24 protein-coding genes are annotated in these 25,628 nt (G+C 64.0%); 9 read left to right on the forward strand and 15 right to left on the reverse strand.

Going from position 1 to position 25,628, the window contains the following annotated elements; translation table 11 throughout:
* Positions 1 to 12: 12 nt before the first annotated feature.
* A complete protein-coding gene (locus G570_RS12380; protein WP_037502850.1) occupies positions 13 to 942 on the reverse strand; it encodes an MBL fold metallo-hydrolase in 930 nt (309 codons plus the stop codon).
* Positions 943 to 1,107: 165 nt separating this feature from the next.
* On the opposite strand from G570_RS12380, the gene leuC reads away from it, so the two are divergent.
* Entirely contained in the window at positions 1,108 to 2,526 is a 1,419-nt protein-coding gene (gene leuC, locus G570_RS12385) for a 3-isopropylmalate dehydratase large subunit (protein WP_037502852.1), read from the forward strand.
* The gene (leuD, locus tag G570_RS12390) at positions 2,523 to 3,161 is read left to right on the forward strand and encodes a 3-isopropylmalate dehydratase small subunit (RefSeq protein WP_051504426.1); all 639 of its coding nucleotides are present in this window, start codon (positions 2,523 to 2,525) and stop codon (positions 3,159 to 3,161) included. Before leuC ends, leuD begins: the two co-directional genes overlap by 4 nt.
* Here the strand turns inward: leuD and G570_RS12395 are convergent.
* From G570_RS12395 to G570_RS12410, 4 genes are read right to left on the reverse strand one after another with little or no spacing between them, the layout of a single operon-like run.
* Entirely contained in the window at positions 3,158 to 5,728 is a 2,571-nt protein-coding gene (locus tag G570_RS12395; protein WP_051504427.1) for a TonB-dependent receptor, read from the reverse strand. The genes leuD and G570_RS12395 overlap by 4 nt on opposite strands.
* A gap of 35 nt (positions 5,729 to 5,763) precedes the next feature.
* Positions 5,764 to 6,162, reverse strand: coding sequence for a nuclear transport factor 2 family protein (locus G570_RS12400; protein ID WP_037502854.1), 399 nt, complete (start codon positions 6,160 to 6,162; stop codon positions 5,764 to 5,766).
* The gene (locus G570_RS12405) at positions 6,162 to 6,593 is read right to left on the reverse strand and encodes a nuclear transport factor 2 family protein (protein ID WP_037502855.1); all 432 of its coding nucleotides are present in this window, start codon (positions 6,591 to 6,593) and stop codon (positions 6,162 to 6,164) included. Before G570_RS12405 ends, G570_RS12400 begins: the two co-directional genes overlap by 1 nt.
* Positions 6,590 to 7,333, reverse strand: coding sequence for an aspartate/glutamate racemase family protein (locus G570_RS12410; RefSeq protein WP_037502856.1), 744 nt, complete (start codon positions 7,331 to 7,333; stop codon positions 6,590 to 6,592). The genes G570_RS12405 and G570_RS12410 overlap by 4 nt, the downstream gene beginning before the upstream one ends.
* Positions 7,334 to 7,432: 99 nt before the next feature.
* On the opposite strand from G570_RS12410, the gene G570_RS12415 reads away from it, so the two are divergent.
* Positions 7,433 to 8,089, forward strand: coding sequence for a GntR family transcriptional regulator (locus G570_RS12415; protein WP_051504595.1), 657 nt, complete (start codon positions 7,433 to 7,435; stop codon positions 8,087 to 8,089).
* Here the strand turns inward: G570_RS12415 and G570_RS12420 are convergent.
* Positions 8,068 to 8,712: an isochorismatase family protein gene (locus tag G570_RS12420; RefSeq protein ID WP_037502857.1), complete on the reverse strand. Its 645-nt coding sequence runs from the start codon at positions 8,710 to 8,712 to the stop codon at positions 8,068 to 8,070. The genes G570_RS12415 and G570_RS12420 overlap by 22 nt on opposite strands.
* 63 nt (positions 8,713 to 8,775) lie before the next feature.
* Here G570_RS12420 and G570_RS12425 point away from each other — a divergent pair, with 63 nt between their 5' ends.
* From G570_RS12425 to G570_RS12440, 4 genes are read left to right on the forward strand one after another with little or no spacing between them, the layout of a single operon-like run.
* Complete coding sequence (locus G570_RS12425; protein WP_037502898.1) at positions 8,776 to 9,720, forward strand: hydroxymethylglutaryl-CoA lyase; 945 nt, start codon at positions 8,776 to 8,778, stop codon at positions 9,718 to 9,720.
* Complete coding sequence (locus G570_RS12430; RefSeq protein ID WP_037502901.1) at positions 9,717 to 11,759, forward strand: hydantoinase/oxoprolinase family protein; 2,043 nt, start codon at positions 9,717 to 9,719, stop codon at positions 11,757 to 11,759. The genes G570_RS12425 and G570_RS12430 overlap by 4 nt, the downstream gene beginning before the upstream one ends.
* Entirely contained in the window at positions 11,759 to 13,639 is a 1,881-nt protein-coding gene (locus G570_RS12435) for a hydantoinase B/oxoprolinase family protein (protein ID WP_037502904.1), read from the forward strand. The genes G570_RS12430 and G570_RS12435 overlap by 1 nt, the downstream gene beginning before the upstream one ends.
* Positions 13,636 to 14,850 carry a CaiB/BaiF CoA transferase family protein gene (locus tag G570_RS12440; protein ID WP_037502907.1) on the forward strand — a complete coding sequence of 405 codons (1,215 nt, stop codon included), beginning with the start codon at positions 13,636 to 13,638 and terminating at the stop codon, positions 14,848 to 14,850. Before G570_RS12435 ends, G570_RS12440 begins: the two co-directional genes overlap by 4 nt.
* Positions 14,851 to 14,894: 44 nt before the next feature.
* Here G570_RS12440 and G570_RS12445 read toward each other — a convergent pair whose 3' ends face one another.
* Complete coding sequence (locus tag G570_RS12445) at positions 14,895 to 15,725, reverse strand: 23S rRNA (adenine(2030)-N(6))-methyltransferase RlmJ (protein ID WP_037502910.1); 831 nt, start codon at positions 15,723 to 15,725, stop codon at positions 14,895 to 14,897.
* 50 nt (positions 15,726 to 15,775) lie between these two features.
* Positions 15,776 to 16,324 carry a pseudouridine synthase gene (locus G570_RS12450; RefSeq protein ID WP_037502914.1) on the reverse strand — a complete coding sequence of 183 codons (549 nt, stop codon included), beginning with the start codon at positions 16,322 to 16,324 and terminating at the stop codon, positions 15,776 to 15,778.
* 251 nt (positions 16,325 to 16,575) lie between these two features.
* On the opposite strand from G570_RS12450, the gene G570_RS12455 reads away from it, so the two are divergent.
* Complete coding sequence (locus G570_RS12455; RefSeq protein WP_037504193.1) at positions 16,576 to 17,364, forward strand: DMT family transporter; 789 nt, start codon at positions 16,576 to 16,578, stop codon at positions 17,362 to 17,364.
* 54 nt (positions 17,365 to 17,418) lie between these two features.
* Here G570_RS12455 and G570_RS14095 read toward each other — a convergent pair whose 3' ends face one another.
* On the reverse strand, positions 17,419 to 17,553 hold the full coding sequence (locus G570_RS14095; protein ID WP_281169520.1) for a hypothetical protein: 135 nt from the start codon (positions 17,551 to 17,553) through the stop codon (positions 17,419 to 17,421).
* 11 nt (positions 17,554 to 17,564) lie between these two features.
* The gene (locus G570_RS12460; RefSeq protein ID WP_037502916.1) at positions 17,565 to 18,470 is read right to left on the reverse strand and encodes a diiron oxygenase; all 906 of its coding nucleotides are present in this window, start codon (positions 18,468 to 18,470) and stop codon (positions 17,565 to 17,567) included.
* 131 nt (positions 18,471 to 18,601) lie between these two features.
* On the opposite strand from G570_RS12460, the gene G570_RS12465 reads away from it, so the two are divergent.
* On the forward strand, positions 18,602 to 21,175 hold the full coding sequence (locus tag G570_RS12465; protein WP_037502918.1) for a helix-turn-helix transcriptional regulator: 2,574 nt from the start codon (positions 18,602 to 18,604) through the stop codon (positions 21,173 to 21,175).
* Here the strand turns inward: G570_RS12465 and G570_RS12470 are convergent.
* The 5 genes from G570_RS12470 to G570_RS12490 all read right to left on the reverse strand — a co-directional run bounded on the left by G570_RS12470 (position 21,167) and on the right by G570_RS12490 (position 25,616).
* Entirely contained in the window at positions 21,167 to 22,003 is an 837-nt protein-coding gene (locus tag G570_RS12470) for an alpha/beta hydrolase (RefSeq protein WP_037502920.1), read from the reverse strand. The two genes, G570_RS12465 and G570_RS12470, sit on opposite strands and share 9 nt — an antisense overlap.
* A gap of 4 nt (positions 22,004 to 22,007) precedes the next feature.
* Positions 22,008 to 22,925: a PhzF family phenazine biosynthesis protein gene (locus G570_RS12475; RefSeq protein WP_037502924.1), complete on the reverse strand. Its 918-nt coding sequence runs from the start codon at positions 22,923 to 22,925 to the stop codon at positions 22,008 to 22,010.
* A complete protein-coding gene (locus G570_RS12480) occupies positions 22,922 to 23,938 on the reverse strand; it encodes an alpha/beta hydrolase (protein ID WP_084607712.1) in 1,017 nt (338 codons plus the stop codon). The genes G570_RS12475 and G570_RS12480 overlap by 4 nt, the downstream gene beginning before the upstream one ends.
* 5 nt (positions 23,939 to 23,943) lie before the next feature.
* Entirely contained in the window at positions 23,944 to 24,312 is a 369-nt protein-coding gene (locus G570_RS12485; RefSeq protein WP_037502930.1) for a cupin domain-containing protein, read from the reverse strand.
* A gap of 83 nt (positions 24,313 to 24,395) precedes the next feature.
* Positions 24,396 to 25,616 carry an NAD(P)-binding domain-containing protein gene (locus G570_RS12490; RefSeq protein ID WP_084607713.1) on the reverse strand — a complete coding sequence of 407 codons (1,221 nt, stop codon included), beginning with the start codon at positions 25,614 to 25,616 and terminating at the stop codon, positions 24,396 to 24,398.
* Between the last annotated feature and the right edge of the window lie 12 nt (positions 25,617 to 25,628).

Raw genomic sequence — 25,628 nt, forward strand, 5'->3', positions numbered from 1 at the left:
ACCATGGAAGACTCACAGCGCGTTCACCGGAATCTTGATGTAGCTCACCCCATTGTCCTCGGGGTCCGGAAGCCGCCCGCCGCGAATGTTGAGCTGCACCGACGGCATGATCAGCGCTGGCATCGACAATGTCTTGTCGCGCGCCGTCCGCATCGCCACGAAGTCGTCTTCGCTGACGCCGTCATGGACATGGACGTTGCCGTCGCGCTGCAGGCCGACGGTGCTTTCCCAGGCATAATCGTCCCGGCCCGGCGCCTTGTAGTCGTGGCACATGAACAGCCGCGTTTCGCGCGGAAGATCGAGCAGTCGGCGGATCGATTGATAAAGCTCGCGCGCGCAGCCGCCCGGGAAATCGGTGCGGGCGGTGCCGTAATCGGGCATGAACATCGTATCGCCGACGAAGGCGGCGTCGCCGACGACATAGGCCATGTCGGCCGGCGTATGGCCCGGCACATGCAACGCCACCGCTTCAAGCGTGCCGATCCGGAAACGCTCCCCGTCGGCGAACAGATGGTCGAACTGCGATCCGTCGCGCTGGAAATCGGTCCCGGCGTTGAACACCTTCCCGAATACCTCCTGCACCCGGACGATATCCTTGCCGATGGCCAACTTCCCGCCCAGCTTCTCCTGCAGGTAAGGCGCTGCCGAAATATGGTCGGCATGGGCATGGGTCTCGATCACCCAAGCGACCTTCAGGCCCTTGGTCGTGACATAATCGACGATAAGGTCGGCGGAGCGGAAACCGGTGCGGCCCGACGCCTGGTCGTAATCGAGCACCGAATCAATAATGGCGGCTTCGCCCGTCGCCGCGTCATGGACGACGTAGCTCACCGTATAAGTCGCCTCGTCGAAGAAACCGGCGATGGTCGGACGATTCGCCGGATCGGCAATCGCGGCTTCGACGACCGCTGTTGCGCCGTCGAGCGCAAGGTCGGCGGACATGGCTACTCTCCTTAGGTCCCGGCTCACGGCCTTCGATTGATTGACATATAGGACGGGGCGTCCCCGCACGAAAGGCTGCCCCGCAAGCCGGCATCCATTAACGGCGGACCGGTATTTTCGAGAAAATCCTTACCGCGACGCCGCGTTTGACGTAGGACATCGGCCATGTCCCGGCCGACGACGCTGTACGAAAAAATCTGGGCCAGCCATCAGGTTGCACCAGTCCATGGCAACGACTGGCTGCTGTACATCGACCGGCACCTGCTCCACGAATTGACCAGCCCGCAGGCGTTCGACGGCCTTCGCCACGCGGGGCGGACGGTGCGTCGCCCGGAACTGACGCTGGCAGTGCCTGACCACAACGTCCCCACCCTTCATCGATCGCTTGGCACAGCCGGAATTGCCGATCCGGAAAGCCGCCTGCAAGTCGAGGCGCTTGAGCGCAATTGCGCAGAGTTCGGCATTACGCACATTCCGCTGACCCACCCTTCTCAGGGGATCGTCCATATCGTCGGGCCCGAGCTGGGCCTCACCCTGCCGGGCATGACCGTGGTATGCGGCGACAGCCATACATCGACCCATGGCGCGTTCGGCGCGCTGGCTTTCGGCATCGGCACCAGTGAAGTCGAACATGTCCTTGCGACCCAGACGCTGGTCCAGTCCAAGGCCAGAACCATGCGCATCCGTGTCGACGGCCGGCTTGGTCGCGGCGTCACGCCCAAGGACATCATCCTGGCGATCATCGGCCAAATCGGCACGGCCGGCGCCACCGGTCATGTCATCGAATATGCGGGAGAAGCGATCGAGGCGCTGGACATGGCCGGTCGCATGACGATCTGCAACATGTCGATCGAAGCTGGTGCCCGCGCCGGGCTGATTGCGCCCGATGAGAAAACGTTCGCCTGGCTCGAAGGCCGTGCACTCGTTCCGCAGGGCGCTGCGTTCGACGCTGCGTGCGGGATGTGGCGGACGCTGCGATCCGACCCCCAGGCAAGATTCGATCGCGACATTTCGATCGACGCGTCATCCATTGCGCCGATGGTCAGCTGGGGCACCAATCCCGAAGCCGTCACCACCGTCGAAGGCCATGTTCCCGATCCGGACCGTATCGAGGATGCCTCGCGCCGCGAGCAGGTGGAGCGGATGCTCGCCTACATGGACCTGTCGCCGCGTCAGCCGATCGCCGGGCTGCCGATCGACCAGGTATTCATCGGCAGCTGCACCAACGCGCGGCTGGAGGACCTGCGCGCTGCCGCGGCCGTCGTCGACGGTGGCCGGGTGGCAGGCCACGTCAAGGCGCTGGTGGTGCCGGGTTCGGGCCGGGTCAAGCTGGCCGCCGAAGCCGAAGGCCTGGACCGCATCTTCACCGACGCCGGTTTCGAATGGCGCGATGCGGGCTGTTCGATGTGCCTTGGCCTCAACGAAGACCGGTTGGCGCCGGGCAAGCGCTGCGCTTCCACCTCCAACCGCAATTTTGAGGGGCGGCAGGGACCGGGAGGTCGCACGCACCTGATGTCGCCGGCCATGGCGGCAGCAGCGGCCATTGCCGGGCGGATCGTCGATGTCAGGAGCTTCCGGCCATGACGCCCTTCACGACACTGATCGGGATCGCCGCACCGCTGCCGATCGCCAATGTCGATACCGACCAGATCATTCCGAGCCGCTACCTGAAGGGGGTGACGCGCAACGGGCTGGGCGAGGGCCTGCTGGCACCGCTCCGTTACGACGAGGATGGTGCCGAGCGACCCGAGTTCATCCTCAATCGTCCCCCATGGCGAAACGCGAAGATTCTTGTCGCCCGCGACAATTTCGGCTGCGGGTCGAGCCGCGAACATGCGCCTTGGGCACTGGCAGGCTTCGGCATCGGCGCGATCCTGGCCCCCAGTTTCGCCGACATTTTCTACAACAATTCGATCAAGAACGGCCTGTTGCCTGCGATCCTTGAGGCAGAGGCGATCGAACGATTGTTGGCGCTGGTCGCCGACCCGCAATCCGCGACGCTGAGCGTCGATCTCACGCGGCGCGTCGTCACCGACGTCGCGGGCCGCGAATATCGCTTCGACATTTCCGACGACCGCCGCGATGCCCTGTTGAGCGGGCTCGACGATATCGGTCGTTCGCTGGCAGCGATCGAGGCCATCGACACGTTCGAACGGCGGCACCTGGCGCAGGTGCCGCCTATCCCGTCCTGGCCCGAACTAGAAAGCCGTCTGGGCTAGAACTTCACCCCGACTTCTACCCCGACCTGCCGCCGCGTGCCCGGCGACAGGAAGGATCCGCCGAATTCGATCGCCGGGATGACTTCGGCAAGCCACTTCTTGTCGAGCGCATTGTCGGCGAAGGCGGTCACGCTCCAGCGGTCGGTTTCCAGTCCCAGCCGCAAGTTGAGGACCCCGAACTTGTCGCGCCGGTTGACGTCATATTTGGCGTTACCGACGAACGCCGGAAGCCCCAGCGCGCTGATCGGCAACAGGGCCGAGAACAGCGTGGGCCGCTCGTCGCCCTGGACCGTGTGGAACCAGGTCGGGCCGGTGATACGATAATCGGCCCGGGCGACGAGGTTGGCGAAGCTGCCCAGCCGCTGCGTCAACTGCGTCCCGAGGTTGATCGTGTAATCGGCGGTGTAGGGCGACTTGTTGCCGACCGTGTAGGGACGCGAACGGTTCTTCTTGATCTCGCTGTCGGTGACGTTGACCGATCCGAAGATGCTCCAGCCCGGCAGCGGCTTGGCGTTGAGGTTCAGTTCCACCCCCTTAACGTCGACCCGGTCGATGTTCGACACGACGCGCAGAAGGCCGAAGCTGCCGACGAAGAATTCGAAGAACTGCATGTCGGTGATGCGGGTGTAATAGCCGGCAAGGTCGTAGGTCAGCTTGCCGTTCAGGAAGCTGCCCTTGATGCCTGCTTCAAACGCGCTCGACCGTTCCTTGCGGAACTGGTCGTCGATCGACACGACATCCCCCGCCGTCGGGCCCAGCGCATTGTTGTTGAAGTTGGCGTCGATGATTGCCGAGGAGCCACTGTTGTTGAACCCGCCCGATTTGAAGCCGATGCCCCAGTTGGCATAGATGTTGGTCGTGCTGTTGGGGCGGAAACTGACGTTGATCTTGGGCTCCAGCTGACGGAACGTCTTTTTCTGGTCGGGGATCGCGCCGCTGACCTGCCCGGGATTGAGCGGGCCGCCAAGGATCGGGTCGGTGACCAGCGGTACCCGGTTCGACACCTGGCGCGCTTCGATGTCGTAGCGCAGCGCAAGCCCGAGCTTGAATTGGTCGCTGGGCTTCCAGTCGACCGATCCGAAACCGGCGTAGACGTTGGTCGTGAAGCGATCGGCGAACAGCTGGCTGGTGGGATTGGAGGTCGAGGGATCATTGTACAGGTTCCTGATCACCCCTGACCCCAGATCCGCGCCGAGCGACACGGCGACCAGCCGGTTGATGTGCAGATAGTATGCGCCCAGCTGCCATTGGACCGGCGACGCCGTATCCGACGCCAGTCGCACTTCCGCGCTCCAGTCGGTCTGGTTGCGGACCTGATACTGGGTGCCGTCGCACGTGGTCGGGGAATAGGGTCCGAAGGTCGATCCGTTGGCTGGCGCGAAGATGAAGGGCACCGGGATTTGCCCGATGAACCCGGGCTGGTTGACCGGGAATCCGGTCAGTGCCGCCGTCGATGCGAAGCAGGCGTTGGACACGGCGGTGTTAGTCGGGTTGGCGGGGACACCCAACGCAGGGGCGATATAGCGCGCGAAGTCGGCCGACGTACCGTCTGCGACCAAATTCTGTTTCACATTCGAATAGAGCGCCCAGGCGGTCAGCTTGGTGGCGCCGAAATCATGTTCCAGCTTGGCCGACGCTTCGTACGTCTTCTGGTCGTTGGTCGGCCTGATGTTGCTGTAGAAGTTGAACGGATGGTCGTTGACGTCTTCGTAGAAGGCCGGATTGACCGCCGCGAAGTTAGGCAGGTGGAAGGCGGCGTTGAAGGCAATCGACGCACCGTCGAAGCGGGCGAAACGGGCCTTGAAGTCCAGTTCCGTATTGGGTCCGGCCTGCACCACCAGCCGCCCGTCGATGCCGTAGATCTTGCTGTCGTCGACGCAGTGACAATCGAGGAAGAAGTTGCGGTAGAAGCCATCGCTTTTCTTGTAATTGGCCGAAATGACGATGCCGGCATCGTTGCTGATCGGCCCTGCCGCATAGCCGCGCAGCGCCCATGTGCCCTGCTCGGCGAACGTGCCCGTGACTGCGCCGGTCATACGGTCGCCGGGCTTGATGGTGCTGAGCACGATCGCGCCGGCAGCCGCGTTGCGACCGTAAAGCGCGCCCTGCGGCCCTTTCAGGATTTCGACCTGGCGAAGCGTTCCCTGCACTTCGTTGAGCTGGGCCGTGTTGGTCTTGAGGATGCCGTCGACGACAAGCGCGACCGAACTTTCCGCGTCGCGCGCGCCGTTGATGCCGCGAATGTTGATCTGGGTGTCGCCACTTTCCGCCGTCCCGGTGACGATGGTCACGCCCGGGGTCAGCGCGACGAAATTTTCGGCCTTCACCACGCCGGTCTTGGCCAGCGTGTCGGCCGACAGCACCGTCACCGATGCCGGAACGTCAAGCAACCGTTCGTTCTGGCGACGCGCCGTCACGATGATGTCGGCAGGCGATTCGTCGGCCGGCGGCTGGGCTGCCGGTGCCGGTTCGGAAGGCGCGGCGTCCTGCGCGAAGGCCGGCGTTGCAACGATTGCGATCCCTGCGCAGCCCGCGATCAGGCCCGCCCGTCTTGCCACCCTGTTCATTCCTCCAGCCCTCCTGAAACGGCGGGTGCCCTGCCTCAGACCAGCACGTTGGCCCCGCTCATGTAGACGTAAACCTCTTGGAAGCGGCCCTCGCGGATCCGCCAGAAATTGGTGTTGAACAGGCGCGTGACGCTGCCGTCCGCTGCGGTCAGCACGGCTTCGAAGCAGGCCGATATCCGGCCATTCGCCTCGTCTACCGTGCAAGTGAAATCCTTGTGGACGATGGTGTCGTAGGCGCCGAAGAAATCGACGAACATGCGCCGGATGGCATCCTTGCCGGCATGCCGCGTGAAGCTGGACTGGACGCAGAACAAGGCTTCGTCGTTGAAGCAGGCCAGCGTCTCGTCGAGCCGCTTGGCATCGACATTGCCGAAATAGGTCTTGGTCGCCAGCTCGACCAGCTCGTCGCGGGACAAAGTGGGCTCATACTGCATCAGGCGTCTCCCGGCTGCAGCAGGTTGGTCCCGCTCATGTAGACGTAGACCCGGTGGAACAGCCGGTCCTTCAGGTAGAAACGATTGCAGTTTTCATAGCGCAGCTCGCTTCCGCCCTGCGGCGTGATCAGCACCGTGAATTGCGAATTGATACTGTTTGTCGCCGGGTCGCCGGTATGGACGAAATTGCCGTGCCAAATGTCGCTGAAGTCGGTGAAGAGCTTCCGGAACATGGCGGCAATGCCCTCGTCACGGCCCTGGTGGACGGTCATCGACGTCACTTCGGTCAACGTTGCGTCGGGAGTGAAGCAGTTGAGGACCTGGGTCAGGTTCTTGTTGTCGACGCCGTCGAAGTAGCGCTTGGTGACGATGTCGACATAGAAGGGATAGGGCAGCGGCGTTTGACCCGGCCCGGCTTCGTTCCAGCTCATGCCCAACCTCTCCTGATATCCGCATCCTTGCCCACTTCGGGCGAAGGAAAGGCTTTCTTGCTGTGGGTGAGGCCAAGCCCGATCAGAAGCTCGAGCTGCTTGTAGGCAACCTGGCCCGGGTTGATCACCGGCACGCTGAGTTCGCGGGACAGATAGGCCGCGGACTGGTGCATGGTCGTGGACCCGAGCACGATGACGTCCGCGCCGTCTTCGGCAATCGCCGCTTCGGCCTCGGCCTTCAGCTTGGCGAAAATGACTTCTTCCTTGCCTGCCAGCAGCTCGGTGACGTCGGGCCGCGTCTTGATAGAGCGCAGCGAAGCGACACGGTCCCACCAGCCATAATCGGTCAGCGTCTTTTCGTAGAGCGGGAACCATTCGTCCCACATGGTCAGCACGGTGAAGTGCTTGCCCAGCATCATCGCCGTCGCGAACGCAGCCTCGCCCGGGCCGACCACCGGAATGGACAGGCGGGAACGCAGGGCGCGCAGCCCGCTGTCGCTGACCGTATCGATCAGCACGCCGGCATAGCCTTCCTCTTCCGCCGAGATGCCGGCCTGGAACACACTCCATTCCATCAGCAGCATGTCATGGTAGCTGTCGCCGAGCGCCGCCCCCCATTTGATCGCAGCGAATTCGGGCTGAAAACCGGGCGCGACGAAATCGGCCGGAAGCTGGGCAGCGCGATTGGCGACGCCCGCGTCGTCCATCGGGATGGGGACGATCACCTTGATGCGCTTCATGCCGGTCGCGAAGCCCCTTTCGATTCGACGGTGTAATGTATACAAAACGATAGCGTCAAGGCAGTTGCCGATGATGGGGAAGTCGCTATGGACAGGGGCATGTCACGCGCATCCGACCGGGCCTATTCCGAAATCCGCAGCCTGATCCTGTCGGGTGACGTTCCGCCCGGTGCTCCGCTTCGCGAAGAACAGCTGGCGGAACTTTGCGGCGTGTCGCGAACACCTGTCCGCGACGCGCTCCGGCGCCTGGAGGCTGAACTTTATGTCGTGCGCAGCGAGAGCCAGCGCACATTCGTTGCCGAATGGAGCCGGGAAGACGTCAACGAGATGTTCGCGTTGCGGGCGATGCTGGAAGCCCATGCCGCCCGCCGCGCCGCGGAACGCATGGACCCGGACCACCTCGCCGCGCTCGAGCGGTGTCACCGGGAAATGGAGAAGGCGGTCTTCCAACGCGTGCCGGACGTCGTAGCTTTCCTCGACCGAAACCGTGACTTCCATGCCGCGATTATCGAAACCGCCAGTTCGCCGCGCCTAACGGCAACGCTGGCGACCCTTGTCGAACAGCCGATCGTTCGGCGCACCGCAATGCATTATGGCCGCGAGCAGCTGGAGCAATCGGTCAACGAACATCGCGAACTGCTTCGCGCCTTCACCGCCCGCGACGGCGAATGGGCGCATGCGGTGATGACCGGTCACATCCGCCGCGCTTTCCACGCCTTTACCGCGAGTTGGGATCAGGTCAGCGAAGCGAAATAGTCGCGCATTTGCGCCGCGGTCACGATGTCCGCATATTTGGCACCGAGGTCGAACAGATTGGCCTCGTGAATGCGTTCGTCACGATCGCCGCATGCATCGCGCACGACCAACGGCGCAAAGCCGTGGCACAGCGCGTCGAGCGCGCTGGCCCGCACGCAACCCGACGTCGTAAGGCCTGTGACCACAACCGTGTCGACGCCCATGGCATGAAGTCGATCGGCCAGGTCGGTCCCGAAAAATGCGCTGGGGAATTGCTTGGTGACGACGATGTCGCCGTCCATCGGCGCCAGTTCCTCGGTGAAGTTGCCGAGCGGATTGCCGACCTCCCAGCAGGCCAGTCCGGCAATCTTCTGGCGAAACAGGCGTGCCGGCTCGGCCTGGCGATCGCGCGGATATTCAACCCGCGTGAAGACCAGCGGGATGCCGTGTGCGCGGGCGTCGTCGGCAAGCCGCGCCGCTTCGGCGCGAGCCGATTCCACCGGCGCGCGAAGCGGCGACCCGTCCTCGAAATAACCGCGAGCAAAATCGACCAAGAGAAGGGCCGGGCGGCGCCCCCAGGGCAGGCTGCCGCCGAAACCGCTGGCGGCGTAGTCGCTGTCGATGTCGTCGCCGTGCGCGCTCATCCGTCCTGCCTGATGATTTCCCGGGCGCTATACAAGCCCCATCCGCATTTGTATACAAACCGCATGAATCGTTCGATCGAGATCGTCGAGGTATCGCCGCGCGACGGGCTGCAGAACGAAAAGGTCGCCCTTTCAACCACCGACAAGCTGGCGCTGATCGACCGGCTGATCGCCGTCGGTGCGAAGCGGATCGAAGTGGCCAGCTTCGTCAATCCCCGCCGTGTCCCACAGATGGCCGATGCGGAAGCGGTTATAGCGGGACTGCCGTCGGCGCCCGGCGTCACCTTCATCGGCCTGACCCTCAATGAACGGGGCGTCGACCGGGCCGCGGCGGCGAATGCCGCGTCCCCGCGCGGCCTTGACCAGGTAGGCTGCGTCCTGGTGGCAACCGACAGCTTCGGCATCGCCAACCAGGGCCAGACGGTTGCCGAAGGACTCGCCGCCAACCGCGCAATGATCGCCGCGGCGACCGCCGCCGGCATGTCGGCGCAAGTGACGATCTCGGGGAGCTTCGGTTGCCCGTTCGAAGGCGAAGTCGCGGAAGATCACGTCCTCGGCCTGGCGGAAGAGATGGCCGCGGCGGGCGCCGTCGAGATCGCCTTTGCCGACACCATCGGCGTTGCCGTGCCCGCGCAAGTGGGAAGCATGATCGCAGAAGCGCGCAAGCGGCTGGGCGACCGGTTTCCGATCCGCGTCCACCTCCACGACACGCGCGGGATGGCACCGGCCAACGCCTGGGCTGCCTGGCAGGAAGGTTGCCCAACGTTCGACAGCGCGCTCGGCGGCCTCGGCGGCTGTCCCTTCGCGCCCAATTCGGCCGGCAACCTGGCGACGGAAGAGCTGATCTATCTGTTCAAGCGGACCGGGATCGACACCGGTCTCGACCTCGACAAGGCAGTATCCGCCAACCGCTGGCTGTCCGAACGGATGGGCAAACCCCTGCCCAGCCGGGTCGGCCGCGCTGGCGACTTCATCCCCCAACCGCAATCACGGCAGGAGTGCGCATGAGTTATCGTCTGGGCGTCGACGTCGGAGGCACCTTCACCGACCTGCTCGTGATCGACGAGGCGAGCGGGCGCACATGGCGCGACAAGGTGCCGTCGACCCCTCACGACCCCTCGGAGGCGGTCGTCGCCGGAACCAAGGCGGTCTGCGCCAAGGCCGGGGTGGACCCAAAATCGCTCGCGCTTTTCCTGCATGGCACCACGGTCGCGACCAACGCGGTGCTGGAGCTGAAGATCGCCAAGGTTGGGCTGATTGTCACAGAGGGCTATCGCCACATCTTGCAGATCGCGCGAAGCCTCGTGCCCGGCGGGCTTGCCGCGTGGATCGTGTGGCCGAAGCCCGAGCCGATGGCCCCGCTGGAAGCGACGATCGAGGCTCATGAACGCATCGGGGCGGATGGTGCAATCGTTCGTGCGCTCGACGAGACGGCGCTGCGGCAGAGTCTGAAGCGTCTAGCAGATGAGAAGGTCGAGGCGGTGACCGTCTGCCTGATCAATAGCTATCTCAACGACGCGCACGAGCGGCGCGTCGCCGAAATCGTCGCCGAGGAGATGCCGGGTATTCCGGTCAGCGTTTCGGCCGACATCCTGCCGGAAATGCAGGAATATGAGCGGGCGCTGACTACCGTTGCCAACAGCGCGGTAAGGCCGACCGTCTCGCGCTATGTCGGCAACCTCGAAAACGAACTGCGCAATCTGGGCAGCGAGGCCAAGCTGAGCCTGCTCCGCTCCGACGGCGGCCTGATGAGCGCCGAAAAGAGCCGCACCGCGCCGGTCAATTTGTTGATGAGCGGGCCGGCGGGCGGTGTCGCGGGCGCCGTGTTCGTTGCCAAGAGTGCGGGCATCCCCAACGTCCTGACGCTCGACATGGGTGGCACCTCGACCGACGTCGCGCTGATCGAAAATTACCAGCCGCGCCTCCGCCGAGAGACCAGCGTTGCGCACCTTACGGTTCGCGCATCGTCGCTGGACGTGAAGACGGTCGGGGCCGGCGGCGGTTCGATCGCATCGGTCCCCGAACTGACGAAGGCGCTGCGAGTCGGTCCGCAATCGGCGGGCGCGGTGCCGGGCCCTGCGGCCTATGGCCGCGGCGGCGAAGAGCCGACGGTGACCGACGCCAACGTTGTCCTCGGCTACCTCCCCGAAAACCTGCTCGGCGGCAGCTTCCGGCTTGACCGGGAAGCATCCAAGCGCGCGGTGCAGAAGGTCGCCGACGCGCTGGGCCTGTCGCTGATGGACGCGGCTGCCGGGATCATTTCGATCGTCAACGAAACCATGTTCGGCGCCCTGCGGCTGGTGTCGGTCCAGCAGGGCTACGACCCGCGCGATTTCGCGCTGATGGCGTTCGGCGGGGCCGGGCCGCTTCATGGCAATGCCATGGGCATTCTGATGGGCAGCTGGCCGGTGATCATTCCGCCCTCTCCCGGCGTGCTCTGCGCCTATGGCGACGCGACCACGCGCCTGCGCGTCGATGCGCAGCGCAGCTTCAACAAGCTAGTCCCGCAAACCAGCGACGCGGAAGTGCAGGCGGTGATCGACGAGATCATCGGCCAGGTGACGGCCGAACTGGAAGCGGAAGGCGTTCCGGGCGCGGAACAGGAACATCGTGTCGAAATCGACGTGCGATATTCGGGCCAGGCGTTCGAGGTGCCGCTGACCCTTCCGACCGGCGGCACCGTCGCCGACCTTGTCGGCCGCTTCAACGCGGAGCACCTGCGGCTGTTCACCTTCAACCTGCCGGTACCGCAGGAACTGGTGAATATTCGAGTCGTCGCGCTCGGCAAGGCGGCCAACGTCAGCGCCGAAACCATCGAGAAGGGCAGCGGCGATCCGTCAGCCGCAAAGCTTTACGACCACAAGCTGTATATGGACGGGCGGGAGCAGGACGCCGTGATCTACGACCGCGCCAAGCTTCGCTCGGGCGACGTGGTGCGCGGACCTGCGATCATCACGGAGATGGATTCGACCACGCTGGTCCACAGCGGCCACGCGGCCAAGGTCGACGATTACGGCAACATCCTCATCAACCCGGAGGCACGCTGATGCCCGCGCGGATCATCCAGACCAACGAAACGCCGTTCGCCAAGGTCAGCATCGACCCGGTGACGCTGGACATCATCGAAAATGCGCTGCGCAATGCGCGCATCGAAATGGACGCAACGCTGGTGCGCACTGCCATGTCGCCTGGCATCCGCGAACAGGGCGACGCCTTCCCGCTGATCGCCGACCCCGCAGGCAAGATGATCGTCGGCCAGTTCGGCAGCTTCATCGACGGCTTCTTGCGCGGCTTCGACGGGACGATCGAGGAAGGCGACATGATCTTCCTCAGCGACCCCTATAGCTGCGAAGGGGCGATCAGCCATTCGAACGACTGGCTGGTGCTGTTGCCGGTGTTCCGCGGTGGGCGCCTCGTCGCCTGGACCGCGATGTTCGGGCACCAGAGCGACATCGGCGGCAAGGTCGCCGGGTCGATGCCGATCGACGCCCGCGCCATCTTCGAGGAAGGCGTGCGCATTCCGCCGGTCAAGATCTACGCCAAGGGCGTCTATAACGAAGATCTGATCAAGCTGGTGATGCACCAGACGCGCAAGCCCGACTGGTGCGCGGCGGATTTGAACGCGCTGATCGCCTCCTGCCGCGTCGCTGCGCGCCGGGTTGACGAAATGTGCGCCCGCTTCGGCGAGGACATCTATATCGCCGCGACGCAGGCCCTGCTCGACCGCAATTACCGTGCGATGAAGGCGTTGATCGAAAGTTCGGTCAGCACTGACCCGGTCAGCTTCGAGGATTATGTCTGCGACGACGGGGTCGGATACGGCCCCTACAAGATCGCCTGCACGATGCACCGCGAGGGATCGAAAGTGGTGCTCGATTTCACCGGTACCGACCCGCAATCAGCCGCGTCGATCAACTTCTATCTCAACGAAAACATGTTCAAGATGTTCTTCGGCATCTACATGATCATGGTCTTCGATCCGCAGATCATGTTCAACGATGGCTTCTACGACCTCATCGAAGTCCGCATTCCCGAAGGCTCGCTGCTGAAACCGCGATATCCGGCCGCGCTGTCGGGCCGAACCCACGCCCTAGGCCGCATCTTCGACATTCTGGGCGGCCTGCTCGGCCAGCGCACCCCCGAGTTCCTCTGCGCGGCCGGCTTCAGTTCCTCGCCCCACCTCATGTATTCGGGCCGCGACAAGAAGGGCGACTGGTTCCAGCTGTTCCAGATCGGGTTCGGCGGCATTCCCGGGAAACCGTTTGGCGACGGCCCCGACGGCCATTCGCTGTGGCCGGGCTTTACAAACGTCCCCAACGAATTCCTTGAGCGCTATTTCCCTCTGCGGATCGAGCGATACGAGGCGCTGGCCGACAGCGGCGGTGCGGGCAAGTTCCGCGGCGGCAACGGCATCCTGATGAGCTACCGCTTCCTCGCCAGCGGCACCGTATCGATCCACGACGACCGCTGGTTCACCTACCCTTGGGGCGTCAACGGCGGCTTGCCCGGCCAGCGCGCGCGCAAGGTGCTGGAGAAGGTCGACGGCACGCAGACGGTCGTCCCGAACAAGCAGGACAGCCTCGACGTCGAGGAAGGCGATATCCTCCACTTCATCACGTGGGGCGGCGGCGGCTGGGGCGATCCGCTGGAGCGCGATCCGGCGCTGGTTGCCAAGGAAATCCGGCAGGGGCTGGTCAGCTCGGACGGGGCCCGCCTGTACGGCGTGGTGGCCGATGCGGAAGGCAATCTCGACACGGCGGCAACCGACGCGCTGCGCGCCAAGATGCGCACCGAAGGTGGCCGCAACGAGCTGTTCGATCGCGGCGGGACGATCGAGGAATTACGCGCCCGTTGCCTCGAAGAAACCGGCCTTCCCGCCCCCAAACCGCCAGTTTGGCACCATGTCGAAGACGTGGCGGCGGAATGACCCTGGCATCCGAAAACCGCGGCCCGTTGGCCGACATTCGTGTGGTCGAAATGGGTCAGCTCATTGCCGGCCCCTTCTGCGGCCAATTGCTCGGCGACATGGGCGCGGAAGTCATCAAGATCGAACCGCCCGCCGGCCCCAATGGCAAGGGCGGCGACCCGATGCGCGATTGGGGCCGCGGCGACTATCCGCTGTGGTGGGAAGTGGTCGCGCGCAACAAGAAGAGCGTCAGCGCCAACCTGCGCGATCCCGAAGGCCAGGCGCTGGCGCGGAAGCTGATCGGGACAGCCGACATATTGATCGAAAATTTCCGGCCCGGGACGCTGGAGAAATGGAATCTCGCGCCGGCCGACTTGATGGCCGAAAATCCCGGCCTGATCGTCGTTCGCGTGTCCGGCTACGGTCAGGATGGCCCCTATTCCGACCGCGCCGGGTTCGGCGGGATCGGTGAAGCCATGGGCGGCTGGCGCGCTATCGTCGGCGATCCCGACCGCCCGCCAAGCCGCATGGGCGTTTCCATCGGCGACAGCCTTGCCGCCACCTACGGATGCATGGGTGCGCTCGCCGCCCTCCACCATCGCGACCGGACCGGCGAAGGCCAGATCGTCGACAGTGCGCTTTATGAAGCGGTGTTGCAGGTGATGGAAAGCCTCGTCCCCGAATATGTCGCGTCGGGCTACGTCCGCCAACGGTCGGGCAGCAAGCTGCCGGGCATCGCGCCGTCGAACGTCTACCGCTGCAAGGACGGCGAACTTCTGATCGGCGCCAACCAGGACAGCGTCTTTGCCCGGCTGTGCGAAGCGATGGGCGAGCCCGAGCTGGCGCAGGATCCGCGCTACGTCGACCACCTGTCGCGCGGCCGCAACCAGGACGAACTGGATGCCCGGATCGAGGATTGGACCAAGTCCCTGACGGTCGCCGAGGTGGAAGAATTGATGACCCGCCACGCCATTCCCGCCGGCCGGATATATACGCCGGCCGACATGCTGGCCGATCCGCATTTTGCCGCGCGGGACGCCATCATCGATGTGCCCCACCCCCGTTGGTCGGGCCTGAAGATGCAAAACGCCTTCCCGAAACTGTCCCGCACGCCGGGCGGCGTTCGCCGAATCGCACCGCAGGAAATCGGGCAGGACAATGCGGAAGTCTACGGGTCGATCGGGCTTGGCCCCGACGAGCTAGACAGCCTGCACGCGCGCGCTGTCATCTGACGGATCGGCGCCGCAGGTGCGCTAGACCGCGGGCGACGCGGGCCTCAATCGTTCAACCACTCCGCCGCGATCTGACCATGGTGCCCTTCCGGCGCGAGCGCCGCGCGGAGCGCTTCAAGCAAGGGCGGCAGCGCCTGGGTGAAGGCGTAGGGTGGGTTAACGATGAACAGGCCCGCGCCGTTGTAGATTCCGGGCTGCTCGGCATCGTACAGCCAATGCTCGATCGTCAGGAATTTCGGGATGCCGAGCCTGCGCATCTGTTGCTTCCAGCGCAGATGCGTCTCGCGGTCCTTCAACGGATACCAGATCACCGTTACGCCATGCGCCCATTTGCAATGGGCGGCAGCGAGCGTTGCCGTGATCCGTGCGCGCTCGTCGGTCTGCTCGAACGGCGGATCGACCACGACAACGCCGCGCGGGGTCCTCGTCGGTAACATCGCCAGCCAAAGCTCATAGGCATCGCGCTGATGCACGGCGGCCGACGTACCGCGCATCGCGGCGCGCAGTGCAACCACATCTTCGACATGTTTTTCGTTGAGGATCAGCACGTCCTGTGGCCGCAGGAGCTGCGCCAAAATGCGCGGCGAGCCCGGGTAGAGGCGCGGCCCCTCCCCGTCATTCACCGCTTTCACCGCCTCGCGATAGTCGTCGAGCAAGGGATTTGAATCGGCGAAGGCACGAAGAACGCCCTGTTCGGCCTCGCCCGTGCGCTGCGCCTTGTCGTCGTTGAGATCGTAGAGGCCGCATCCGGCATGGGTATCGATCAACGTCAGCGCACTTGGCTTCTGCTGCAAGGCGCGAACCAGGGCGATCAGAAGGCTGTGCTTGACGACATCGGCGCTGTTGCCGGCGTGAAAGGAGTGGCGATAGTTCATCGGACTTCAGCGTTGGTTTGACGTGCCTATAGCCGAGCTTGCGCCCGCGCCTAGACGGCGATTTCCGCAAACTGGCCCGGCGCGATCCCCGCCACGGTCCAGTCGCCGATCGACCAGCGCACCAGCCTCAGCGTCGGCAAGCCGACCGCCGCGGTCATCCGGCGCACCTGCCGGTTGCGTCCTTCGCGAATGGTCATCCTGAGCCAGCGGTCGGGGATCGACTTGCGCTGACGGATCGGCGGGTCGCGCGGCCACAGCGGCGGCTCCGCAATGCACTCGACGTCCGCCGGCAGGCTCATCCCGTCCTTCAAAAGGACGCCTTTGCGCAGGCGATCCAGCTGCGCTTCCTCTGGCTCACCCTCGACCTGTACGAGATAGGATTTGGGCAGTTTGAACCGCGGGTCGGCGATGTGTGCCTGCAGCCGTCCGTCGTTGCAGAGCAGCAGCAGCCCCTCGCTGTCCCGGTCAAGCCGCCCGGCGGGATAGACGCCTTTCACCGCAATATAGTCGGAAAGCGTCGATCGGACCGTGGGCGAACCACGGTCGGTGAATTGCGACAGGACCCCATAAGGTTTGTTGAACAGGATCAGCCGGGCCATCGAGCGGGCATATCGCCGGTTCGCGCAATTGTCTTGAGGCTCTGCCGAAACCCGTGAGATTGACCCGAGTCTTGCCGGCGCTGGCGGATACTCCACGCTGCCCAGCACCTGCCGGAATCTGATGTTGGTCATTACGCTTGCATGTTTTGGCAAGCACGCCGAGGGCATAATAAGTTGGATCGGCGAGAGCATTCATTTTGACGCAACCTGCCCCCACCACATTGGCCAGATCCGCTTCCAGTCTGCTGTTGGTGAGCGCGGCCATCATTGCCTTCGCCGGCAATTCGCTGATCGCGCGGGCAGCATTGGGGTCGGACCGCATTGGGCCCGCGGATTTCACCCTGCTGCGGCTGGCCTCGGGCGCCTTGGTCCTTTTTCCCTTCATCCAGCGACGGCCCAACATCAACGATCTTCCGAGCGCAATCGCCCTCCTTGCCTATATGCTCGGCTTCTCGCTTGCATACAGGGCGCTTCCGGCGGCGACGGGCGCGCTGATCCTGTTCGCCTTTGTCCAGGTTACGATCGTTTTCGGGGGAATTGCCAAGGGCGACAGCTTATCCGGTCGTGCCGTCTTCGGTTTGGCTGTCGCGCTATCAGGCATCGCCTGGCTGCTCGCCCCCGACGCGTCGCTACCTTCGCTCGTACCGACGGTCATGATGGCTGGCGCGGGGGTGGCCTGGGGATTTTACACGCTGGCCGGCCGGGCCGGAGGCAATCCGACAGCTCGTACGGCGCGCAACTTCGCGTTGGCGTCGGTGTTGGCCGCCCCGCTGCTGATTGTCGATGGCCCGGTCCCGACCAATTCCGGAATTGCACTCGCAGTTCTCGCCGGCGTCGTAACTTCGGCCTTGGGTTATGTGCTTTGGTACCGAGTGGCGCCCCGATTGCCGTTGGCAACGGTGGCTGCAGTGCAACTCGCAACACCGATCGCTGCTGCCTTGGGCGCAGCCGTCCTTCTCGCAGAGCCCCTGAGCCTAAGGTTTGCCGTTGCCGCCGCGGCGGTCCTTGGCGGGATCGCGCTGACGTTCAAACGCAGATAGGTCAAAGGTCTAGGGGAGCTCGCCTGTAGAGCGAGCCCCCCTTCCTTCCGGTTGTCAGCCGATGGCGCCTAGCGCCAGCAGGTCCCGAACTAGCGATCCAACCATGATGACTTGCGTCACCAGGACGAGGATCCCTGTCGCCACAGCGGCGCGTTGATCCTTGCCGAACCAGCGAAGCGTCGTTTTCATTGCCGCCTCCATTAGGCGAACAGCGGGGCTGCTTCCGCAACCCGCCGCGCCGCGTTGGGAGACAGGGCCTCCAGGGTGGCAATGAAACGCTCGTGCACCATGCCAGACCCGACATAGGTCCAGCGGGCGGCCTGGTGCTGCTGCGCGATGATGGCGTCGCGATCGGCGTAGGTCTTGCCGGTCAGCTTTTCGAGCGCTTCCATGTTGAAGATCGCCTGCTGCCCCAGACCATTGTCGAGGAAGCCGCCGATTTCGAAGAACTCGTCCATCGCCTTGTCGATCTCGGCTTCGCTGCGCCCTTCGGCCAGCGCTTCGACGATCAGCGTGTCGAGCTTGGCGTGCTGGGCTTCTTCCATCCAGTGGTTGCGCATCAGGCTCTTGAACAGCGGGTCGAGATCGCCGTCGTCGCGGATCGAACCGAGATAGTGCTGCTGCGTCATCCATTCGATCATCAGGATGACGAGGCCGACGCTGAGCGGATCATGCTTCAGCACTTCTGCACCGATCGCTTCCGACGGGCCGATCATTTCGCATTCGACCGGGAAGCCGCGCGTGAACGCTTCATGGAAGCGCTTGAACAGATGGATGTGCTTGGCTTCTTCTGCGGCGAAGTTGAGGATCGCCCGGACGCGCCAATCGTCGCCGGCCAAGTGCGGCCTGGCATGATCGAGCACAAACGGCAGGATGAATTCTTCGACCACGCCGAAGATGCACAGATACTGGTGTGCGCTGATCTGATTAAGCAGGCGCTGCTCGTCGGTGGTGAGCGAAGTCAGCTGCTTGGTGCGGGCCAGGCTTTCGGGCATGAAATTGCGCGAAAATTCGAGTTCCTGGTCGGCGCGAAGCACGTCGTCCAGCTTCCAGTTGGCGCGCAGCGAGCTGCCCAGAACCGCTTCATAGTTGAAATCGTGATACATGATGTTCCCCTTCGTCTTGATTGACGGGGGTAAAGATGCCGTTGGGGAGCGCCCCGAACATCGGCGCGATTCCCTATTTTGCATTTCGACCTTCCCTATTTTTCACGGCTGTTTTTCCCTATTCAGGAGCGATGTTGCTGCTTGAACGCCAGCATGAGCTCGACCTGTTGAACGACGCGATCGCCGCGGCGCTCGACGGACGCGGCACGATTGCGTTCGTGGTCGGGGAAGCAGGCATCGGAAAAACCAGCCTCGTTTCGGAATTCGCGTCCGAAACTGCCGTTGAAGGCAGAGTACGCGTCCTTCGAAGCGCCTTTGAGGACTTATCCGCACCCGAAGCGCTCGGTCTTTTGCGCGAGATCGGCTTGGTAGACCCTGCCGCGCTCGACGGCGCCATCGATGGCGAATCGCGGCTGGCACTTTTCGCAGAGGTGCTTGCCCGCCTGACGACGCAGCCCACCTTGTTGATCGTCGAAGACCTGCATTGGGCGGACGACGCCAGCATGGACCTGATCCGTTACCTCGGTCGGCGCGTGGGCGACTGGCCGTTGATGATGCTGGTGACCAGCCGCAACGAGGAAGCGGGCGCACGTGGGCGGCTGCAACGGGCCCTTGCAGACATCCCGGCCGAGCATCGCACCCGCATCGACCTCGCCAGACTTTCCGCCGAAGCCGTTTTTGACTGGGCCAGCCGCCTCGGCAAGGATTCGACCGGGTTGCACAACGTCAGTGGCGGCAATCCCCTTCTGGTCAACGAGCTGCTCGCGGCGGACGGGGCTTCGGCGATGATCGACGATCTCGTCATCGCCCGTGCCGAAGCGCTGAGCCCGGAAGGGCGCGACGTGCTCGATCGCTGCTCGACCGTTCCAAGGCAGGTATCGTTCGAACTGGCCGATCGCCTAGGCCTCGCCGATTCCGGCGTTGCGGAATGCCTGTCGGCAGGGCTTCTGGTCGAGCGGCCTGATGCGCTCGCCTTCCGGCACGAGTTGACCAGACGCGCTGTCGAACAGGCTTTATCGCCGATGCGCCGACGTCGCCTCCACCGTGAAATATTGGCCCTGCTCGAAGACATGGGAGCTAGCGCCGCTCGCTTGCTCCACCATGCGCATGCGGCAGGCGAATGGGACGCGGTCAAGGTGCTGGCACCGGCCGCCGCACGCCAGGCATCGGCACTCGGGTCACATCGCGAAGCGGAAGCCGCGTGGCGCATGCTGCTTCAGTCGGAACATCAGTTGGACGATGCCGAACTCGCCGCATGCCTGCAGGGATTGGCATACGAGTGCCACCTTAATGGGAAGGCTGGCGAGTCCGTGGAAATGGTCGACCGGGCCATTGAGCTCCACGCGCGACGAGGAGATTTGCGCAACCAAGGCGATTGCCTGCGCTGGAAATCCCGGTTCCTGTTCGTCGATGGTCGCTTCAACGACGCCAAAAAATTCGTCGAGCTGGCTTGCGAAGCGCTTGAGCCGCTCGGCCCCGGGGTAGAGCTGGCGATGGCCTATTCGTCGAGCAGCCAGCTGGCGATGCTGGAAGATCTTGCCGACCATGCCATCGAATGGGGCGAAAAGGCCCGGGATATGGCGCGCGCGCTCGGCCAGCATGACATCGAAGCCCACGCCCTCAACAATATCGGCGCAGCGTTGCATACGCGCGATCCCGGCCGCAGCGTAGAGATGTTGAAGCAGAGCCAGGCGCTTTGCCTGAAGCACGGACTCCAGGAAGAATATTGTCGCGCCCTGACCAATCATTATTCGACGCTTTGCCTGTCGCGTCAGCCGCATGAATCCATTTCGGTTGCTGCACGCTGTATCGACTATACCGTCCACAACGATATCGACCTGTTTCTTCGGTATTCGCTTGGCTATACGGCAATGGCCGAGGTCATGATCGGCGAATGGGATGCTGCGAAGGGCCATGCTGAACGAGCCATCGCCGACGGCGAAGGAACGCGGCTGAGCCGCAATCCCGCGGTACGTGCCGCATGCCAACTCGCCATCCGCTGTGGCGATGATGCCATGCCGTTCCTGGGCGAATTGTCAGAACATGTTGCGCTTGGCCGCGAGCGGCAGCGCTTCCAGGCGTTCGTCCTGCTTGCCGCGGAATATGGTTGGACAACAGGCGACCCGTCCTTTGCGCCGGACAGGCTTCTGGAAGAAGCTTGGGCCGGACAGGTCGCCGATACCGAGCCTTGGGAGCTGGCCGACCTCTGGTTTTGGCGGCGGAAAATGACCGGGTCGGACGATCTGCCGGCCTTCGGTCCATTACCGGCCCCATATGCGATGCTGCGGGAAGGGAACATCGCAGGGGCGGCCGTCGAGACAGAGCGACGCGGCCTGGCATTTCTTACCGCGTTGTTTCTTGCCGAAGGCGACGAGGATCAGTCGCAGCGATCCTTGCGCATGCTCGACCGGCTGGGAGCAACGGCCACAATGGATAGAATTCGCGCCGACCTTAATGCTCGCGGCATTCGCGCCGGGACTCGCGGACCGCGCAAGTCGACCCGTGAAAATTCGCACGGTATCACCAAGCGCGAACTCGACGTCCTCACCCTGATCGACCAAGGGCTGACGAATAAGGACATCGGCGAAAAACTTTTCGTGTCAGCCAAGACGGTCGATCACCATGTATCGTCCCTGCTCGCAAAGCTTGGCGCGCGCAATCGCTCCGAGGCAGCCGCCAAGGGGCGGGCTTCGGGTTTATTTTGAGTTTGGCGTAGGATCAGGGAAAAGGCTCCGAAGGGCTCGCATCGCCGCGGGCTGGTAGATTGTTCCATGACCTTCGTCTTTAAGCGGCACGTATCGGGCCCTCACACCCGAATCCGGCTTGGCACGAACTGCCGCGACAATCTTGTCGACCCCGGCCTTCATCGCCCCGCCTTCGTTCCCGACGGTAATCCACAAGAGTCGGCTTGGCTTTGCGTGGCTTTTCAGCAGGACCGGCGCATCGTTCGCCAACCTGCTTCGGTCCCACCACAAGCTGGGGCTGATCGCGACGTAAAGGTCGAACGACCTAGGTTCGCGCAACATGGTCTCGACGACGAACAGGCCGGCCAACGATTCACCCATCAAGGCATCGGTCCCGTCGGTCCGGTAGGTGGCATCGACGTTGGGCTTGAGCTCGTCGACCAGGAAGCGGCGAAATCGCTCTGCGGACCCGCTCGTCGGGAAATCGCGCCGTTCCGCCGGATCGGAGGATGGGGAGGTGAATTCGGCCTTGCGGTCCTTGCTCTCGATGCCGATCACGATCATCGGCTTGTTGCCGCCACCCCACCGCGATCCGCGCTGGACCATGGCGGCGACATTGGCGAAATCCTGGAACCCGCCGCCGCCATCGAGGAGGTAGAGCACAGGGTAGCGGCGCGACGATTGTGCAGGATCGGCGTAGTCGTCCGGAAGCAGGACGTTGATCCGCCGCTTGTCCGCCATAACCGTCGACGTCAGCGCGTAGCCGTCGCCGATGGTCACTGGCCCGGTCGGTTCCAGCTTTGCAGGCGCAAGAGCGGCGAGCAGGGCAAGATACAGGATCGCCGTCATCTGCTCAGTCTCCCTTGGCCGTGAACCGGCCCTCGAATATCTTGACGCAGCGACCCGACAGCCTTGCACATATGTCGCTTCCGTCGCGCCAGGCATCGACCGAGATGTCGCAAGGCCGGCCCATTTGCTCACCCTGTCGGATCTCAAGGCTGAGGGTTGCGCCCATATCCAAATCGAGCAGCATGGCGGCAAGCGTTGCACTGGCACTGCCGGTACCAGGGTCCTCATCGGTTCCTTCGAGCGGGGCGAACATGCGCGACCGGACTACCGTGCCGGTGCGAGAATAGCAGTAGATGGAAGCCCTGCCGGTCGGGCTTACGACCGTGCGGCGCAATGCCTCGATCGCCGTCCGGTCGGGCGTGGCTCGGGATAACGCATCGGCAGACAATTCGGCGAAGATGAATTCCACGCCGGTGGATGCCACCCGGGGCAAATGTGCGCTCGTCAGCACGTCCGGGGTGTCGAGCCCAAGGCACGCCGCCAACTGCGATGCGGAAAATATTTGGCCCAGCATCAGTGGTTGCGGCGCGACGATCGACGCGCTCCCCACCGTCCGGCCGTCACCGTTGCCGATGGCGGCGCGCACCACGCCGGAGGCAACTTCGATCGTCAAGGCCGACCGGTCCGCCCCAAACCTGTCGGCCAGCACGGTCGCGGCGCCGATGGTCGGATGACCGGCAAAAGGAAGCTCTGCGGTGCGATTGAAGATGCGCAATTGCGCGTCGTTGGCGGGATCGTCCGGCGGCAAGATGAAGCAGGTCTCGCTGTAGTTCATTTCGCGCGCGAGCAATTGCATCATGCTATCGTCCAGCCCGCTCGCATCCGGAAAAACGGCAAGCGGATTGCCGCGAAAAGGCGTGTCGGTGAACACGTCCAGCGTGACGTACGAATAACCTGCGGCGACCGCGTCGACGTCGATCATCGGACGGCTGTCACCAGCGACTTCACCGCGTCCACGATCGCCGCTGGCTGGTCGATTTCGATATTATGTCCGCTGTCGGGCACAGTGCGCTGAACGCCGGTGAGGGATAGGCGGGCGCTTTGCTGATGCAGCAAGCGCCAGGTTTCGAAGCCCGCGCGGTCGACTGGGTCGGCTGCGTCGTAATCGCCGTGCGTGAGAACGATCATGGGCAGTTTCCCGAACGATCCCGGCTGGAATAACGAACGATAGGTCGCGTCGCTGCCGTCGTCCCCGTAGATGCTCCAGCGGATTTCCGACGCCTGCGCCTCTTGATAGGCGGAAAGCGGCTGGAGCCGAGCTCGCTCCTTGGCCACCGCGTCACCCAGTTTCGGGCGCACGGGATCGGTGCAGCGACGATATTTGACCGCGTCGTTCACCAGCAGGCCTGACTTCGCCCACTCCACGCAGGTGGCATAGCGCGACTGCAGAAACAGCAGCCCCTGTTGATCCGACAATTCGATGTCAGCCGTCATCACCCGCCCGTAATGCTTGAGCAGAAAGGCATGCGAGCGCTCCTCCGGCCGTTCCTCCGACGGGTCGACCAGCAACAGGCCCTGGACTTTCTTGGGGTGTAGGGCCGTGTAAAGCTTGGCGTTGAACCCGCCCAGCGAATGACCGACGAGGATCAGCTTGCCGCCAAGTTTCGCCGCGTCGATCAGCGCGTCCATGTCATCGACGATGGCCTTGGGTGTTCGGGCGAGCGGTGCAGGATCGCTGTAGCCAAGCCCGGCGCGATCGTAGGAACAGACCCGCGCCGACGATTCCAGCGCGGGCTGAACCAAGCCCCAGATCGCTGACCAATCGCTGCCGCCCGCCTCCAGCAGGACGGTAACGCGTCCGCTTCCCGTGCAGAACAGGTTCAGCTTGCGGCCGCCGATGTCGACCATTTCATGCGGACGGGCGAATTCATCCAGCGGCGTTGCGGCAGCGGTCGCGGACGCGGCCAGCAGCCCGGCAAGGGCCATCCACCCCATACGGATCACAGCTCGACCGCCTGAACGGCCGTTGCGATATCGCCGGTATTGGGTGTTCCATTGGGGTCGAGGAGGATGAGCTTGACCTCGCCTCGCCGGGCGGCGGGACGATGTTCGACCCCCGCCGGCACGACCAGCAGGTCGCCGGCCTTTGCGGTCACGGTGCGATCGCGAAAATCCATGTCGAATTCGCCCTCGATGATCAGGAATAGTTCGTCGGTCTCATCATGCTTGTGCCAGACCCATTCGCCGAGCGTCTTGCACAGGCGCACTTCGTTATCGTTGTACCTGGCAACGATCTGGGGCGACCAGTGCGCGTCGAATGCGGCAAATTTGTCGGCAATGTTGATCGGCGTGGGTGATTGGGCGGTCATGATCGGTCCTCACCAATGGATGAGCCCCAATCATGCGTGACCGGCCCGACGCGGCCAGTCGGCGGCGCGCCAGATTTCGTGGATCATTCGCCAATCGGTCGGCGGCCGCCTTCGCTGAACCGCGCCGCGCTGATTTTCCCATCGATCACGTCGTAGACGCCGACCACTTCGACATCCTCAAGCCGGCCGTCGGCGCCGGTGCGGAACACCCGTTCCTGGTCGACCACCACCGACCCTGCGGAAGAGCGATGGATGAGGAGGGCAGACAGGCGCTGGTCAGCGAAGCGGCGACGATGACGTTCCGCGATCGCTTCTTTGCCACATGCCAGGATGGTCCCGTCGGCGGCGCGTATGACCGCATCGTCTGCCCAGCAAGCGAGAAATGCGTCGAGGTCGCGGCGGTTGTAGGCGTCCAGTTGCCGTTCGACGCAAGCGGCTGCGCCGTTCGCTTCCTGCTGCTCGAACGACCGGACAACCGACGCCATGTCGAGCGCGCCGTCGCCCCGCCGCTCGCGGTCCGCGAACAGGGTCAGGCTGTCGTCGAGCAGCGGCGTCATTGCGCCAGCGCCGCGTGCAGCCTCTGCCACCAATCGGCAGTTCATATGCACGTCCCGGATGGCCGCTTGCGGGGTAAAGTCGGCCGCGACGATCTTGTCGGACTTGCCAGTGGAGACCGCGCTGGCCATCGGTCCGGCGGCAATCACGTCGCGCAGCAGGCCGGGCTCGATGCCCAACCGTTCGCCGAGGTGGAACGCCTCGGCCAACCCGGCGACGGTCGTGATCAGGAACAAGTTGACGGCCAGCTTGAGCGTCAGCGCGCCCGGGATGGCGCCGGCGTCGAAGCTGGCGCTGCACATCGGTTCGACCAGCGAGCGGACGGACCGACGCTGCGCTTCGGATCCGCCCGCGACCATGGCCACCAGCTGTCCCTGTTCGGCGGGCGCGCGGGACCCGGAAACCGGGGCTTCGACATAGGCCCCGCCAGCCGATGTTACCGCGGTTTCGCGATCGAGCGAGCGCTGCGGCGCCCCGGTACCCATGTTCACAACCAGCTTGCCCGACAGACCTAAGCGCGATCCGCCGCCTTCCATTTCCAGCACCGCGTCGGCGGCATCGTCATTGGCCAGCATCAGCAAGACGATGTCGTTGGCGGCGAACAGTTCTGTGTTGGTAGCGGCAATCCTCGCGCCGCGCTCGCGGAACGGTGCGAGCTTGGCCGGGTCGCGGGTCCACAGCATCGGGTCGACCCCGGCGTCGATCAAACGGGACGCCATCGGACCGCCCATCTTTCCGAGCCCCGCCATCCCGACCCTCGG

The sequence above is a fragment of the Sphingomonas jaspsi DSM 18422 genome (assembly GCF_000585415.1).
In the GTDB taxonomy this organism is placed as follows: domain Bacteria; phylum Pseudomonadota; class Alphaproteobacteria; order Sphingomonadales; family Sphingomonadaceae; genus Sphingomicrobium; species Sphingomicrobium jaspsi.